The organism is Candidatus Pantoea symbiotica (genome assembly GCF_056491525.1).
On sequence record NZ_JBSZHR010000003.1, the window covers coordinates 521431 to 538822 of the forward strand.

Below are 17392 nucleotides of genomic sequence, written 5' to 3' on the forward strand. Positions count from 1 at the left end.
CACGGAGGTCCTTGCGGACCTCCGGTTTTGATTGTGTGTAAATGATTAGTGGTTGTTCAGGTTAGTCTGTACACCCAGTTGCACCAGCAGTTCAGTCTCGGCACCGGTGTGCTGATAAACCTCGTACTGCACGCCACTGACGGTGACGGTGCCTTCCGCTTTGGCCCAGTTGCCTGGGTCAGTGCCGTCTGGCAGCAGGTCGGACAGGTTCACTACATCACCCTCGTCGCCTTTGATCATCAGCTGTTTGGTGTCGTCGGCGGTAAACGCGCCTTCTTCACCGTGCGCCAGCACATCACCGAGGGTGATATTCAGCACGTTGGTCTGACTGTTCGTCATATCCACGGTCTGAATGTTCATATCCTCATGCACGATGCTATCAAAGTTGATAACCGGTTCAGCGGCCACAATTTTCAGTGTGGTGCCGTGCTGTTCAACCGTGGCTTCCGTCTGATGTCCATCATGCTGATTGTCATCAGCAGACGTGATAGCAGCAACATGACCGTCATCAATCATGTTGTGCGAATCATCACTCTGGATATCCGCCATAGATCGGATTCCGGGACCATCTCCCCATGCAATATTGTCAACATAAGACAGTGTGTAAGGTGAGACTATCTCGACTTTTCCAATCAAGACACCTTCAGGAGCCTGGTAGCTGTAGGTTCCCATGTTAGCGCCAGTTGCGAAGGTCTTGGTATCAAGAATATTGCCGTTGGTGTCGTACACACTAAACGAGTAATTCTGTGGAGTACCCGCATAATTGTTATATGAATACAAGAATGAAATATATTTCGAGTCCGGTATATCAATGTCTGCAACCGCACAATCAACCTGCATAAGCCTTTGTAAATTATGCACACCGACAATTGAATCCAATACCGCGCCTGGAACACCTGGTGTTGGAACATTGGTATTCAGGATCTTGCCCTGCATGACCAGGCCGGAACTGAACTCAATTGTTTTGGTGGCACCAGAACCCGTGATCACTCCATTATCATTCGTAAAGTCTTCATATCCAGTACCAGCGAACGGTTGGGTATCAACCACCACAGTCCACAGATTAGACTGGGCTGACACATTACCCGCGCCATCTTCAGCAAATGCCCTGATCTCATGGCTGCCATCTGGAATTTCTTTTTCAAGCTCCAGCTGCCATTTACCACTTCCATCAGCACGCACACTTCCCCACACCACGTTATCAACACGGATAGTGATCAGTGCGTTCGGTTCAGTCGTACCGCTTAACGTTGGTTTGTTGTCGTTGGTAGTACCTCCGTTCGCAATATCCCCGACGATGCCACCCGTAACATTGTCAACCAGATTGGTGATCTGCGGTCCAGCAGGCGCAACGGTATCAACGACCACATTCCAGCTATTGGATGCGCCCGAGGTGTTACCCGCTCCGTCCTGTGCCACCACGCTGAAGCTGTGGTTGCCATCCGGCACTCCTGCAGGCAATTCGAACGTCCAGTTTCCACTGCCACTGGCGTAGAAGCTGTAGATTGTGTTGGTACCGTCACGCAGGAACACCAGTGAATTAGCTTCAGCGGTACCGGTAAGCGTTGGACGGTTGTCGTTGGTCAGGCCGCCATTCGCGATGTTCCCAACAATACCGCCCGCCACGTTATCCGCTACGCTGGTAATGACCGGAACAGTTGGTGCAACCGTATCAACGACCACACTCCAGCTATTGGATGCGCCCGAGGTGTTACCCGCTCCGTCCTGTGCCACCACGCTGAAGCTGTGGTTGCCATCCGGCACTCCAGCAGGCAATTCGAACGACCAGGTTCCACTGCCACTGGCGTAGAAGCTGTAGATCGTGCTGGTACCGTCACGCAGGAATACCAGTGAATTAGCTTCAGCGGTACCGGTAAGCGTTGGACGGTTGTCGTTGGTCAGGCCGCCATTCGCGATGTTCCCAACAATACCGCCCGCCACGTTATCCGCTACGCTGGTAATGACCGGAACAGTTGGTGCAACCGTATCAACGACCACACTCCAGCTATTGGATGCGCCCGAGGTGTTACCCGCTCCGTCCTGTGCCACCACGCTGAAGCTGTGGTTGCCATCCGGCACTCCAGCAGGCAATTCGAACGACCAGGTTCCACTGCCATTGGCGTAGAAGCTGTAGATCGTGCTGGTACCGTCGCGCAGGAACACCAGAGAATTAGCTTCAGCGGTACCGGTAACCGTTGGACGGTTGTCGTTAGTCAGACCGCCATTCGCGATGTTCCCAACAATACCGCCCGCCACGTTATCCGCCACGCTAGTAATCACTGGCACAGTCGGCGCAACAGTATCAACGACCACCACCCAACTACCGGATTGTGGCGAAACGTTACCTGCGCTGTCCTGAGCGGTCACCGTTAAGGTATGAGACCCTTCTGGCAGAGCAGTAACCAATTCCATTGACCATGCACCGGTTGCGGTCGCATATACGCTACCCACCACCGTGTTTCCGTCCAAAATCTTGACCAGCGCATTGGGCTCAGCCGTACCACTCAGCGTAGGTTTGTTATCATTGGTCAGACCGCCATTGGCAATCGCGCCAACAATACCACCCGGCACGTTGTCCACTACGCTGGTGATTACCGGGGCGTTAGGTGCAACGGTGTCAATAACCAGGCCCCAGCTATTGGATTGTGGCGAAACGTTACCCGCACGGTCCTCTGCTGTCACCGTTAAGGTGTGTGTACCGTCCGGCAATGCCGTTGGCAATTCCAGTGACCATGCACCGGTCGCTGTAGCATACACACTGCCTACAACTGTGTTGCCGTCAAGAATCTTAACCAGCGCATTTGGCTCAGCCGTACCACTCAGTGTCGGCTTGCTATCGTTGGTCAGACCGCCATTGGCAATCGCCCCAACAACACCACCCGCCACGTTGTCCACTACGCTGGTAATCAACGGCGCGCTCGGCACTAACGTATCAACCGTAACGGTGTACTGAGCGGACTTGTCGCCTTCAACACCGGCCGCACTGACCTGGCTCGCAGTAAAGTTAAAGGTTGCATCAGACAGATCCACTGATGGCGTCCACTTCCATTTACCGCTGGCATCCGCCGTTACGCTGCCTTGCACCACACCGTTCTGATAAATAATCACGATGGCATTAGCCGCCGCGCTACCACGCAGTTCCGGACGCTGGTCATTGGTATAGCCGTTGCTAGCAACATCACCCTGTTTCGGATCAACATCATCCCAAACGGTATCAATCGAAGGTGCAACTGGCGGTTTAGTATCAACGATCACGGTCCATGGATCAGATTCCTGCGAATCGTTACCTGCTGGATCGGTCACAATGATGGTGAAATCGTGGCTACCTTCCGGCAGCGGCGTTTCTGGCGTATAGCTCCAGCTCCCGTCGTCACCCACTACAGTTGAACCAATTGGCTTACCGTTATCGATAATCGTGACAACATCGCCTGGCTCCTGACCGGAACCACCCAGTTCTGGCGTGGTGTCGTCGGTTAAACCACCATCTTGAATCGGATTAACAATGCCACCCACGTTATCTTTGATATCGCCGATGCCGTTGTTGTCTGGCGGCGTGATATCGATGGTCAGCTCAAACTTATCGCTCACCGCAACCGAACCATTTTTAGCTTCAGCCGAGGCAGTAAAGTTGTAATCACCTTCCTTCAGCTCAACAGTTGGCGTGAACTGCCAGTTACCGCGAGCATCCGCATACACCGAGCCAATCACCTCAGTACCATTTTTGATGGTAACCAGCGCGTTCGCCGTCGCGCGACCATTCAGGGTCGGCGTGGTGTCATCCGTTACGCTACCGGTGTTCAAGGTGCCGGTGACGCTGCCTGCATCGTCAAACACATTAGTAATGGAAACCACTACCGCCGAAGTATCAACAACGAAGTCAATCGGCGTGCTTGCAGCACTCAGATTGCCCGCCGGATCCTGAACCTGATGGCTCAGGCTGTGCGGGCCATCCGGCAACGGTGTAGCTGGCGTAAAGCTCCACTCACCTTTGCTATTGGCTGGCACACGGCCAATTTCACGATCGCCATCCTTAATGATGACGGTACTGCCAGGTTCAGCTACACCGCTATAAGTCGGGGTGCTGTCATCGGTAGTATCACCGCTGACAATGGGACCGACCTTATCGCCGACGTTATCGATCAAGCTCTGGCTACCCACATCCGGTGCAGTCGTGTCTACAACGATGTTGTATTCACCACTGGATGGCATTGGGTTGCCCTGAGGATCAGTTGCTGCAGCCACAATCGCATGTGGACCTTCTGGCAGTGCAGTAGTCGGTGTAAATGACCACTGACCTTTACTGTCAGCCACTACGGTTCCCTGCGCCTGTCCGTCAATCAGGATGGTGACGATATGACCCGGCTTCGCGGTACCAACGATGGTCGGTTGCGTATCGTCAGTAGCACCTCCAGGACGAATATTGCCGGTAATCGCGCCCACATCATCAATCACATTGACGATGGCTGGTGCAGATGGCACGCCACCGGTCAGCAGGTCAAAGCCAATGCTGTTGGACTCATCACTGATGTTGCCGGCCTTGTCCTGCGCCTTCGCGCTGATCTCATGGTCGCCGTTCAGCAGCGGCGGAACCGGGGTGAACTCCCAGTTGCCCGCGGCATCCGCCTCGGTGCGGCCGATTTCCACGCCCTTGTCGTAGACGATGACCGTGCTGCCCGCTTCTGCAGTACCGCTGATTTTCGGCTGCGCGTCGTCGGTGACGTCGCCGTTGTTGATCGGGCCGGTGACCGCGCCCTGGTCGTCGATGATCTCCTTGATCACCGGCGCAGCCGGCGCATCGGTGTCCACGACGATCAGGTACGGATCGGACGGCTCGGAACTGTTGCCCGCCGGGTCGGTCACGATGATGGTGAACTCGTGCTCGCCCTGGTTCAGCGGCGGGTTCGGGGTGAACTGCCAGCCGCCGTTCTCGTCCGCAACCGCCGTGCCGATCACCTCACCGTTGTCGATGATGCTGACCACGTCGTCCTTCTGCAGGCCGCTGCCTTCCAGCGTCGGCGTGGTGTCGTCGGTCACGTCGCCCGGCTTCACGCTGCCGCGGATCGGGCCCACGTCGTCGATGATGTCACCGATGCCGTCGCCGCCGGTGCCGCCTTCGCCCGGTTTGGTTGGCGCCTGGGTGTCGATGTCCAGCGCAAACTCAGCGGTCGGGGCGCTGACTGCGCCGGTCTTCGCGTCGGTCGCCGTGGCGGTGAAGCCGTAGTGGCCGTCCTGCAGCGCTGGCGTGGTGAACGACCAGCGGCCGAAGCTGTCGGTCTTCACGCTGCCGATAACCGCGTCACCGTTCATGATGGTGACGATGCTGTTCGCTGTCGCCTTACCGTGCAGCGTCGGGGTGTCGTCGTTGGTGACGCTGCCCGACGCCAGGTTGCCGGTACTGGCCTCCACGTCGTCGTAGACGTAGTCAATGCTGATCACCACGTCGCCGGTGTCCACGATCAGATGGATCGGATCGCTCGGCGCGCTTTCGTTGCCCGCCTCGTCGCGGATCACCACGATGATTTCGTGCTCGCCGTCCGGCAGCGGGGTTTCCGGAGTGAACTCCCAGTGGCCGTCGTCGCCGACGATGGTGGAGCCGATAACGTCGTCGCCGTCCTTAATGATCACGGTGCCGCCCGGTTCGCCTTCGCCGCCGATGGTCGGGGTGCTGTCGTCGGTGGTGTCGCCGTCGCCGATCGGGCCGACGATCGGACCGACGTTGTCGTCGGCCACGATGCCCGTCGCCGCGTCAGGCGCGTCGGTGTCGATCACCAGCTGGAAGTTGCCGGTCGCCGCCGGGTTGCCCGCGTCGTCGTGGGTCTCTGCACGGAAGTTGTGCGTGCCGTCCGGGATATCTGCGGCAGGCGTCCAGCTCCAGTTGCCCTGGCCGTCGGCGATCACGGTGCCCTGCACCTTGCCGTCCATGATGATGGTGACGGTTTCCCCCGCCGGCGCGGTGCCGCGCAGCTCAGGCGATGCGTCGTTGGTCTTCGCGCCGCTCTGCAGCAGGCCGGTAAAGGCTTCAACGTCGTCCCACGCGCCCACGATGGACGGCGCGGTGGCGTTGCCGCCGGCGATCAGCTCAAAGCCGATGCTGTTGGACGCGTCGCCGATGTTGCCGGCCTGATCCTGCGCCTTCGCGCTGATCTCATGGTCGCCGTTCAGCAGCGGCGGAACCGGGGTGAACTCCCAGTTGCCCGCGGCATCCGCCTCGGTGCGGCCGATTTCCACGCCCTTGTCGTAGACGATGACCGTGCTGCCCGCTTCTGCAGTACCGCTGATTTTCGGCTGCGCGTCGTCGGTGACGTCGCCGTTGTTGATCGGGCCGGTGACCGCGCCCTGGTCGTCGATGATCTCCTTGATCACCGGCGCAGCCGGCGCATCGGTGTCCACGACGATCAGGTACGGATCGGACGGCTCGGAACTGTTGCCCGCCGGGTCGGTCACGATGATGGTGAACTCGTGCTCGCCCTGGTTCAGCGGCGGGTTCGGGGTGAACTGCCAGCCGCCGTTCTCGTCCGCCACCGCCGTGCCGATCACCTCACCGTTGTCGATGATGGTGACCACGTCGTCCTTCTGCAGGCCGCTGCCTTCCAGCGTCGGCGTGGTGTCGTCGGTCACGTCGCCCGGCTTCACGCTGCCGCGGATCGGGCCCACGTCGTCGATGATGTCACCGATGCCGTCGCCGCCGGTGCCGCCTTCGCCCGGTTTGGTTGGCGCCTGGGTGTCGATGTCCAGCGCAAACTCAGCGGTCGGGGCGCTGACTGCGCCGGTCTTCGCGTCGGTCGCCGTAGCGGTGAAGCCGTAGTGGCCGTCCTGCAGCGCTGGCGTGGTGAACGACCAGCGGCCGAAGCTGTCGGTCTTCACGCTGCCGATAACCGCGTCACCGTTCATGATGGTGACGATGCTGTTCGCCGTCGCCTTACCGTGCAGCGTCGGGGTGTCGTCGTTGGTGACGCTGCCCGACGCCAGGTTGCCGGTACTGGCCTCCACGTCGTCGTAGACGTAGTCAATGCTGATCACCACGTCGCCGGTGTCCACGATCAGATGGATCGGATCGCTCGGCGCGCTTTCGTTGCCCGCCTCGTCGCGGATCACCACGATGATTTCGTGCTCGCCGTCCGGCAGCGGGGTTTCCGGGGTGAACTCCCAGTGCCCGTCGTCGCCGACGATGGTGGAGCCGATAACGTCGTCGCCGTCCTTAATGATCACGGTGCCGCCCGGTTCGCCTTCGCCGCCGATGGTCGGGGTGCTGTCGTCGGTGGTGTCGCCGTCGCCGATTGGGCCGACGATCGGACCGACGTTGTCGTCGGCCACGATGCCCGTCGCCGCGTCAGGCGCGTCGGTGTCGATCACCAGCTGGAAGTTGCCGGTCGCCGCCGGGTTGCCCGCGTCGTCGTGGGTCTCTGCACGGAAGTTGTGCGTGCCGTCCGGGATATCTGCGGCAGGCGTCCAGCTCCAGTTGCCCTGGCCGTCGGCGATCACGGTGCCCTGCACCTTGCCGTCCATGATGATGGTGACGGTTTCCCCCGCCGGCGCGGTGCCGCGCAGCTCAGGCGATGCGTCGTTGGTCTTCGCGCCGCTCTGCAGCAGGCCGGTAAAGGCTTCAACGTCGTCCCACGCGCCCACGATGGACGGCGCGGTGGCGTTGCCGCCGGCGATCAGCTCAAAGCCGATGCTGTTGGACGCGTCGCCGATGTTGCCGGCCTGATCCTGCGCCTTCGCGCTGATCTCATGGTCGCCGTTCAGCAGCGGCGGAACCGGGGTGAACTCCCAGTTGCCCGCGGCATCCGCCTCGGTGCGGCCGATTTCCACGCCCTTGTCGTAGACGATGACCGTGCTGCCCGCTTCTGCGGTACCGCTGATTTTCGGCTGCGCGTCGTCGGTGACGTCGCCGTTGTTGATCGGGCCGGTGACCGCGCCCTGGTCGTCGATGATCTCCTTGATCACCGGCGCCGCAGGGGCATCGGTGTCCACGACGATCAGGTACGGATCGGACGGCTCGGAACTGTTGCCCGCCGGGTCGGTCACGATGATGGTGAACTCGTGCTCGCCCTGGTTCAGCGGCGGGTTCGGGGTGAACTGCCAGCCGCCGTTCTCGTCCGCCACCGCCGTGCCGATCACCTCACCGTTGTCGATGATGGTGACCACGTCGTCCTTCTGCAGGCCGCTGCCTTCCAGCGTCGGCGTGGTGTCGTCGGTCACGTCGCCCGGCTTCACGCTGCCGCGGATCGGGCCCACGTCGTCGATGATGTCACCGATGCCGCCGCCGCCGGTGCCGCCTTCGCCCGGTTTGGTTGGCGCCTGGGTGTCGATGTCCAGCGCAAACTCAGCGGTCGGGGCGCTGACTGCGCCGGTCTTCGCGTCGGTCGCCGTGGCGGTGAAGCCGTAGTGGCCGTCCTGCAGCGCTGGCGTGGTGAACGACCAGCGGCCGAAGCTGTCGGTCTTCACGCTGCCGATAACCGCGTCACCGTTCATGATGGTGACGATGCTGTTCGCCGTCGCCTTACCGTGCAGCGTCGGGGTGTCGTCGTTGGTGACGCTGCCCGACGCCAGGTTGCCGGTACTGGCCTCCACGTCGTCGTAGACGTAGTCAATGCTGATCACCACGTCGCCGGTGTCCACGATCAGATGGATCGGATCGCTCGGCGCGCTTTCGTTGCCCGCCTCGTCGCGGATCACCACGATGATTTCGTGCTCGCCGTCCGGCAGCGGGGTTTCCGGAGTGAACTCCCAGTGGCCGTCGTCGCCGACGATGGTGGAGCCGATAACGTCGTCGCCGTCCTTAATGATCACGGTGCCGCCCGGTTCGCCTTCGCCGCCGATGGTCGGGGTGCTGTCGTCGGTGGTGTCGCCGTCGCCGATCGGGCCGACGATCGGACCGACGTTGTCGTCGGCCACGATGCCCGTCGCCGCGTCAGGCGCGTCGGTGTCGATCACCAGCTGGAAGTTGCCGGTCGCCGCCGGGTTGCCCGCGTCGTCGTGGGTCTCTGCACGGAAGTTGTGCGTGCCGTCCGGGATATCTGCGGCAGGCGTCCAGCTCCAGTTGCCCTGGCCGTCGGCGATCACGGTGCCCTGCACCTTGCCGTCCATGATGATGGTGACGGTTTCCCCCGCCGGCGCGGTGCCGCGCAGCTCAGGCGATGCGTCGTTGGTCTTCGCGCCGCTCTGCAGCAGGCCGGTAAAGGCTTCAACGTCGTCCCACGCGCCCACGATGGACGGCGCGGTGGCGTTGCCGCCGGCGATCAGCTCAAAGCCGATGCTGTTGGACGCGTCGCCGATGTTGCCGGCCTTGTCCTGCGCCTTCGCGCTGATCTCATGGTCGCCGTTCAGCAGCGGCGGAACCGGGGTGAACTCCCAGTTGCCCGCGGCATCCGCCTCGGTGCGGCCGATTTCCACGCCCTTGTCGTAGACGATGACCGTGCTGCCCGCTTCTGCAGTACCGCTGATTTTCGGCTGCGCGTCGTCGGTGACGTCGCCGTTGTTGATCGGGCCGGTGACCGCGCCCTGGTCGTCGATGATCTCCTTGATCACCGGCGCTTCAGGTGCGTCCAAATCGATAACGACTAACCATGGATCAGATTCAGGAGAGACATAACCGGTTGGCGTCTCAATAATGATTGAGAAGTTATGATCGCCTTGTGGCAATTCTGCTGGGGTAAAACGCCAGCCGCCATTGGCATCGGCCACGGTACTACCAATTACCTCACCATTATCGATGATGGTAACGATGGTACCCGGGCGTTGATATGAGCCTTCAAGAGTTGGCGTAGTATCGTCAGTGACGCCGCCTTTAGCTATAGAACCGGTGACAGGACCAACATCATCAATGATGTCGTCAAGGCCACCCGTGGTGCCTGTGCCAGGTTTGCCCGGGATTTCAGTATCAACAATGACTAACCAAGGATCTGAGGGCTCAGAGCGGTTACCTGCGGGGTCACGGGCAACGACTTCAATACTGTGATCCCCATCTTTTAACGGCTCATCAGGGGTAAATGACCATGAGCCATCTTCACCGACAATAACTGAACCGATCTCTTTACCATTATCAATGATTATGATGGTGTCGCCCGGTATCTGGCCTTCGCCACTGAACGTTGGAGTGTCATCGTTAGTGTAACCGCCATTAGCGACAGGCCCCATTTTCGGCTCAACGTCGTCAAAGACCTGGCCAATTTCTGGACGAGCCGGTGGATCGGTGTCAATGATGACGACAAACTCCTCACCAGGCACACTTTCGTTGCCGTGCTCATCACGCTCTACCGGAGTGATGTTATGCTCACCATCTGGCAGAGGATTTTCTGGTGTCCAGGTCCAGCTACCGTCTTCACCAACAATAGTTGAACCAATCACTTCGCCTTTGTCGCGAATAATAATGGTGTTGCCCGGCGTACCGGTACCGCCAAAGGTTGGTGTGTTGTCATCGGTCAGGCCGCCATTCTGAATCGGTCCCTGGAAGTCACCATGATCATCAACCACTTCTGACCAAACAGGTGCTTTAATAACCGGGCCAATCCCACCGCCACCGCCGTCTCCACCATCTCTGCCACCGTGATCGCCGCCATTATCGCGGTTGTGCGCAATAGCGGTTGCAAGGCCAGCAGCGGCAAGAATACCTGCCAATGCGCCCAGCGCCAGCAGCGCAGGTGAAAGCGCAAAAGGTGCCACCGCCAGGCCATCAAGTGCGCCAATCGCACCCGCACCCAGCACCAATGCCGAGGATTCACCATCCATCAGAAACGCAGCTTCGTGGTCGCTATCGCCATCAGAAGAGATAAATTCGTGCCACTGGCCGTCTTCTGCTTTACCCACCAGTTCACCTGGATTAGTAAAGAAGTCTTCAATGATCAACTGTGGTTGGTTCTCGTCGGTGCCTTCCAGCATCACATGCAGGTCTTTACCTACACGTTTAACGGTAATGTTCTCGGGTGCATAGCCTTTCTCGCCCTCGGCAAGAATATATTTGGCACCTTTGACCGCTTTAATTTTTACCGCTGTCCCGGCTTTTTCAGCACGCAGTACATCGGTTTTAACAATGGTGTTGTTCTCCACCATCGCAATGTTAACGTTATTGAGACTCATAAAGACCCTTTACACTGTATTTAACCCAATCCCGTCAAAACGGGTGAATGCCTGGGTGAGTTGTTCCTGGCCCAGATAACGTCAAAATTTACAGACGAGTCCTAAGGTTAAATACGAGCGCGGTCTTGGTTGAGTTCGGGCGTACCTATCATGTTCGCAACTGCTGAGTTTCATCGAAACATTCACTAAGCAGTTTCATTCGGCACGGCCTTTGCGCGATAAACGATAATTTATTGTTTTAATTGATATATTTTCAAAAAAAAAGCACTTCAATAAATGGGTTGATTTCAAATTAGGTGCACCTAGCCCGTTTAAATCAACGCGTCCTGAATTAACGTCACATCATATTTACATCTTCATATTTCCATCCAAGACCCAGCCTGGCTTTTTATCCTCAGATTTTACGCACAATTCCCGCCAGCTAATTTGTGGGAATTTACCCACATATCCGTCAGTTCTTTTTATATTTAATGAGATCACATATGACTACGCCAGTTAACGTCATCATCGTTGAAGGAAAAAATATCACCCGCAGCGTCGAACTTCCGCTGCAGGCCAATGCTGTACCTGCCAGACTCAAAGCGGTTAAAGGTGCCAAATACCTGTTTACCACCGGCAAAGACGGTGCGGTGAATGAACACATCATCATTAAACGCAGCGGTAAAAATCTGCAGCTGTTTCTCAACGAAGGCGACGACCAGCCTGAGCTGATTATCGAAGACTATTACGATCATCCGGGCGAGTTGGCCGGCATGGGCAATGACGGCAAATATCATACCTTCCTCGCGGAAAGCGGCAATGCACAAGCCTTCGAGATGATGGCCGACGGCAGCACCATGCCGCTGCTGATGGGCAGCCAGACCACCGCCGGTCTCACTGGGCTCTCAGCCTCAGCCGGTGCAGTAGCCGGCGGCCTCTCTACCGGCTGGCTGGTGGCGGGTGCCATCGGCGGTCTGCTGGCTATCGGCGGCATTGCCGCAGCAGCAGGTGGTGGTGGTGGTGGTGGTGGCGGTGATGGTGACTCAACACCTGCACCTGCACCGGCTCCGCAGCCAGTCAATCTCAGCGACCTGAGTATCACCGATAGTGCCGGCAGTCAGACCGGCCCAATCGGCAACGGCAGCGTTACCGATGATGCCCGTCCGGTATTCACCGGCAGTGGCACGCCAGGCAACACCATCCGTATCTATGACAACGGGCAATTAATTGGCAGCGCCGTAATTGGCGATGACGGCCGCTGGCAGTGGCAGCCAGAGAGCAACCTACCTGGCGGCAACCACGACATTAGCTTCTCCGAGATGAACCGAGAAGGCGTTGAAAGCGAACGCTCCGACAGTATCGGCTTTGAGCTCGACCTCACCGCACCAGCACGCGTTACCGAACTGGTTATCGCAGATAATGTCGGCGCTTCAACCGGCCCGCTATTGCCCGGTGAGACCATCAACGACCGGGCCCCGGTGTTTTCCGGCAAGACAGAACCCGGCGCAACGGTAGAAATCCGCGACAACGGCGAGCTAATCGGTACCGCGCTGGTCGGGCCTGACGGCAGTTGGTCGTTCACCCCTTCGCCTTTGCTGGAAAACGGCGAGCACAACTTCTCGGTGATCGTGGTTGACCCGGCGGGCAACAAAGGTTTACCGGTTAACGTTGGTCCGGTGTTTGTGGATGACCAACTGGTTGACGTGCCAGCCTTTGGCTACATCCGCGACAGCCATGACAACCCGCTGCAGTCGGGCGATGCGCTTAACGCTGGCCCACTGAAGATGGGTGGCAGCGGCAAGCCCGGCGATATCGTCTCCATCGTCCGCGACGGCGAAGTCGTCGATACCGTGGTGATTGATGAAAACGGCAAGTGGCAGTCCGAGCTGCCGTTGGCTGACGATCAGGAAGGACCGCATGATATCGGCTTTATCATCTCCACGCCGGAAGGCGAGGAGCTGGGCCGTTCTGATGACTTCCACTTTGACTTTGATATCACCGCGCCTGAAACCCCGGCGATCGAAGACATCTCCGTGACCGACGCTCAAGGCAACCCGCTAAACGCCGACGATATCATTAGTACCCGCGACATCATCTTCAGCGGCACCGCTGAAGAAGGCGATATCGTTCGTCTGTACGACGGCGATGAGCTGATTGGTTCGGTGCGCGTGGGCCCAGGCGGAAGCTGGTCAATCCCGGTATCCGACTTGCTGGAAGGGAGCCATCAGTTCCGTACCGAAATTGAAGATCGCGCTGGCAACGTCAGTGAAAAATCCGACAGCTTTGATGTGGACGTCGATGTAACCGCACCGGAGGCGGCAGACGTTAGCATTACCGACGGCAACGGCCGGGTGCTGGAAAGCGGTGATGATTTTAATACCAGTGAGCTGATCTTCTCTGGTAATGCCGAAGCAGGCACCATCGTCTACTTGTGGGAAGGCGATACCGTTGTTGGTTCAGTCCGTGTGGATGACAGTGGCAACTGGCAATTGCCAGCTGACATAAGCGAAGAACGTGCCTATAGCTTCCGCACTGAGGTGCGAGATGAGGCTGGAAACAGCAGTGGGCTTTCTGAACCGATGGAGTTCAGCTATGACGTTACGCCACCCGATGCATCGACAACGCCAGGCATCTCGCTGCCAGACGGGACTGCAGTGACAGATCCGTTAATTAATCAATCCGACATCATCCTGAACGGCCAGGCAACACCGGGCATGCTGGTGATGATTTATGAAGGCAACATTTGCTTGGGTAGCAGTGTGGCCGATGAAGCCGGCATCTGGCAGTTTAATTATGAAATGACCGATGAGCGTGAATATAACTTCCGCAGTGAAGTGGTTGATAAAGCGGGTAATATCAGTGAGAGCTCGGATGCCGTCAGCGTGGGTTACGATATCACACCACCGGATGCCATCACTTTTGGCACCGTGAGTAAAGGTGATGGCACCACGCTGAGTGACAATGGTTATAGCAACGATAACCAGCCGATATTCCGTGGAACCGGGACGCATGGTGACATCGTCTATCTGGTGGATGATAGCAACGGCAACCGATTAGGCTCCGCCATTGTTGATGAGAACGGCAATTGGGAGATTACGCCAGACCCCGCCTTCGAAGAGGGTGCCCAGTCATTACGTCTTGATGTTGTGGACCCTGCCGGTAACCAGCAGAACGGTAGCGATATTTTCGATCTGAATATTGATACCGTTCCACCGGAGGCCGCGAACGGTATCCGCTTAGAAGATGGCTCGCCAACGTTAAGCGGAGCTGCAAACAGCGCTGAACCGGGTACGACCGTGATTATTCAGATTGACGGCAAAGCAGTCGGCAGTGTCATCGCGGAAAGAAACGGGAGCTGGCGTTGGACAGGTGATACCAAACTGCCTGACGGAAATTATGCGCTAAATGTGGTGGTTGTCGATAATGCTGGGAACATTAGCCCGGCGAGTGCATCCATCGATTATAAGGTCAGTACCACACATTGGGATCTGGATGATGGCGCACAGGGCTGGCAAGCTGCGGGCGATTATCTTAAAGATGGCCTCACCACCTGGAATACGGGCAAATTCCATGCAGGAACGTCAGATGGTTATGATTTTGCCGGGCAAGTCATTTATAAAACAGTGGATGTTATTGCGGGGCAAACCTATCTGTTTAGTTTTGAGGGAACCGCAACAACATCCCCATCTCCGGCACAATTAGGGATTGAAGTGGATGGTTCGAACATTAGTTCCGGTTATACAACGCTGACCACATCAGGCAACATCGTTAGCGGTGAGTTTGTTGCACAAAGCAGTGGCACAGTAACTATCGCCATCGTGAATGCTAACAATGACTCAATTGGAAATGACTTCAACATTGATAATCTTTCTTTACGTGCTAGCGGTTCGGGTAGTGGGATTACTGCAAATGCAGTAATAAACCAGGTTACAGATGAGTTTCATTTGGATAATTATTCCCTGGTCCTGAGCGATGAATATTCACATCTGGATCTTTCAAAACTAATTGGCGGAGCACATGAAATTCATCAGGTTTCACTTGAGGACCACGGAAATAATACGCTGAATATTTCGCTGGGCGATATTCTGGTATTGGGCCAGCAAGATCTGTTCATGGCAGACGGCGCGAAACAGATGATGATCACCGGTAACACCGGTGATGTGGTTAATCTGTCGGATATGCTGCCAGACGGTGCTGACGTCGGTGACTGGAATAATAGTGGCATCGTCACTATCGGCGGTATTGAATACCAGGTTTACCAGCACTCCGGCCTCGATGCAGACCTGCTGGTGCAGCAGAATGTGACAGTAAATCTTGATAACCACTGAGACTAAACTTTGTGAATATTCAACCCGCCTTCACTGGCGGTTATTTATATTTCATTGTTGCCCGCAGCCGCCAACCAAGACTGAGCCTGACGGACTCAGCACTTACCTTAAGTGCAATTTTCAATGTTTGCGGGAAGTGATTTCCTGTATTTATCGTTAGAAGGAAAAAATGAAACATCTAATCCAGCACGCTCTAGCCACCAGCGGTGAATCAACAACGAATATGGAGAAAGACGACTCACGTGTTTCATTCCAGCTCACTGAACAAACTTCGCTAGATTCGCTAGACACGAACGAGGCCAAAGAGCGACACGGTGCACAATATCATCTGCGTCACCATCTTAGTGGCTGTGCTCAAACGTTACATATTGTCGATTTTACTAATGATTTTTCTCTACCTGTGCTGCAAGAACCGATAATAATCCCCCAGATTCATGCTGAGCCCACAGCCAGTGACTCAGACATTCCGGTGACAGAATTTAACGCACAAGCCATCGATCCCTTGCCTTCTTCGTCGACAACGATTGACGCGCCGTCTTCAGTCGCCACCGCAGCATTTAAGTCGGAAATCGAACCTTCACGCCATGTCGAGTTAAAGGCACTGTTTGCCAGCCATGCAGACCAAGCGGGCATGCCGATGATTCCGCTTGATGTTGCTTCTCTCGAACAAGATATCGGGTTAGATGATTTCATTGATGAGCCTGCTACGCCAACGCAAGCCCGTCAGGAAATATCATTCGAGTTGGCAGCGATGCCGCCTGAAGCGATGTTTGGACTTAGCCAGATTTCCGCCATTTCATATGAGACTGAACAACCCCTGGGATCATCGCTGAACGTTGCGATGGTGCTGAATAGTGCTGAACCTGAACTGTTTGCCGCATCCTCCACCATCCAATCCGAACCGGCTATGGAATTCGATATGGAAACCCTTGCTGATGCTACACAACCACAAATGTGGAATCACTTTTCGGAAGATTTCATTGAGTTCGCGCCAACGGTGTTAACCGAGATCTCGCCAATCATGAGTACGGATAGAATTGAGATGGACAATATGCTCAATTAAAAAAAGGCCTGTCGATAAATGACAGGCCTTTTTTATTCATTATTATTAACGGAACAAATCATCGCGGTACTTAAATAACTCAAGGTCTGAGCTTAATCCTAATTTCTTCATGCCGGTCTGTTTATGGCCGCTGATGGTTTTACGACTGCGTTTTAGTTTGGCGGCAATCTCAATGATTTCCATACCATCCAGGAAGCAGCGAATCACTTCTGCCTCACGCTGCGTTAACAAATTACTCAGCTCTGAAATGGGTGCCTTACGGCCTTCCACTTGCTCGTCGCCATCTAATAATCCTTCGTCACGTTTCCGGGTTGGAACCATGGCCAGTGCTGTTGAAATATCCACTGGCATAAAACGCTGTCCGTTGGCAACGGTACGAATTGCGTTGAAATAAACCGGTGCCTCTTCACGCTTGCCAATATACCCTTTTACGCCTGCCATAAAGGCCGCGCGAATCACCGCGATACTCTCAATCGACGAAGCCAGTAGGATTTTCAACTGAGGATAGTGTGCTTTTAATTGCTTTATCAATGACAAGCCATCGAGTTCATCAGGATTTAAAATGTAATCCAGCACCAGTACATCTACCGATTCGTTGCGTAAGAAAGCGTTTAATTCACGACTATGGCCAAAACTGCCAACCACCTCAATGTCGGGTTCAGAGGCCGCCACAACTTCTAATGAGCGTCGGGTTATGGGATGATCATCAAGCAGTGCAATGCGGATCTTTTTATGGTCAAAAAGTGACATAATTTGCCTCTGAACGGTGTCGGCACGAAACGAACGTGCGGTCAATTTGATGAAAGTAGTTTCGCCTGTTAACAAGACATTTCCTACCAGCCAGGTCTTGGTTGCCTTCCTTTCCCTCTTCCTCCGCTCAATGATCAAGCTATTAAGCAGGAAAACACTGCTATCCAGGACGCCGCCTGGCGCTTTGATTATT

The 17392-nt window shown here is 56.3% G+C and carries 4 protein-coding genes; 2 read left to right on the top strand and 2 right to left on the bottom strand.

Annotation, left to right across the window (positions count from 1 at the left end):
* Positions 1-45: 45 nt before the first annotated feature.
* Positions 46-11079: an Ig-like domain-containing protein gene (locus ACXIZX_RS23195; protein ID WP_479405164.1), complete on the bottom strand. Its 11034-nt coding sequence runs from the start codon at positions 11077-11079 to the stop codon at positions 46-48.
* A gap of 482 nt (positions 11080-11561) precedes the next feature.
* On the opposite strand from ACXIZX_RS23195, the gene ACXIZX_RS23200 reads away from it, so the two are divergent.
* Both ACXIZX_RS23200 and ACXIZX_RS23205 read left to right on the top strand, forming a co-directional pair.
* Positions 11562-15386, top strand: a complete 3825-nt coding sequence (locus ACXIZX_RS23200; RefSeq protein WP_479405165.1) for an Ig-like domain-containing protein — start codon at positions 11562-11564, stop codon at positions 15384-15386.
* Between the two features lie 169 nt (positions 15387-15555).
* A complete protein-coding gene (locus ACXIZX_RS23205) occupies positions 15556-16449 on the top strand; it encodes a hypothetical protein (RefSeq protein ID WP_479405166.1) in 894 nt (297 codons plus the stop codon).
* Between the two features lie 45 nt (positions 16450-16494).
* On the opposite strand, the gene ACXIZX_RS23210 is transcribed toward ACXIZX_RS23205, so the two are convergent.
* Positions 16495-17274 (bottom strand): response regulator transcription factor, encoded by a 780-nt coding sequence (locus ACXIZX_RS23210; protein WP_286176282.1) that lies wholly within the window; start codon positions 17272-17274, stop codon positions 16495-16497.
* Between the last annotated feature and the right edge of the window lie 118 nt (positions 17275-17392).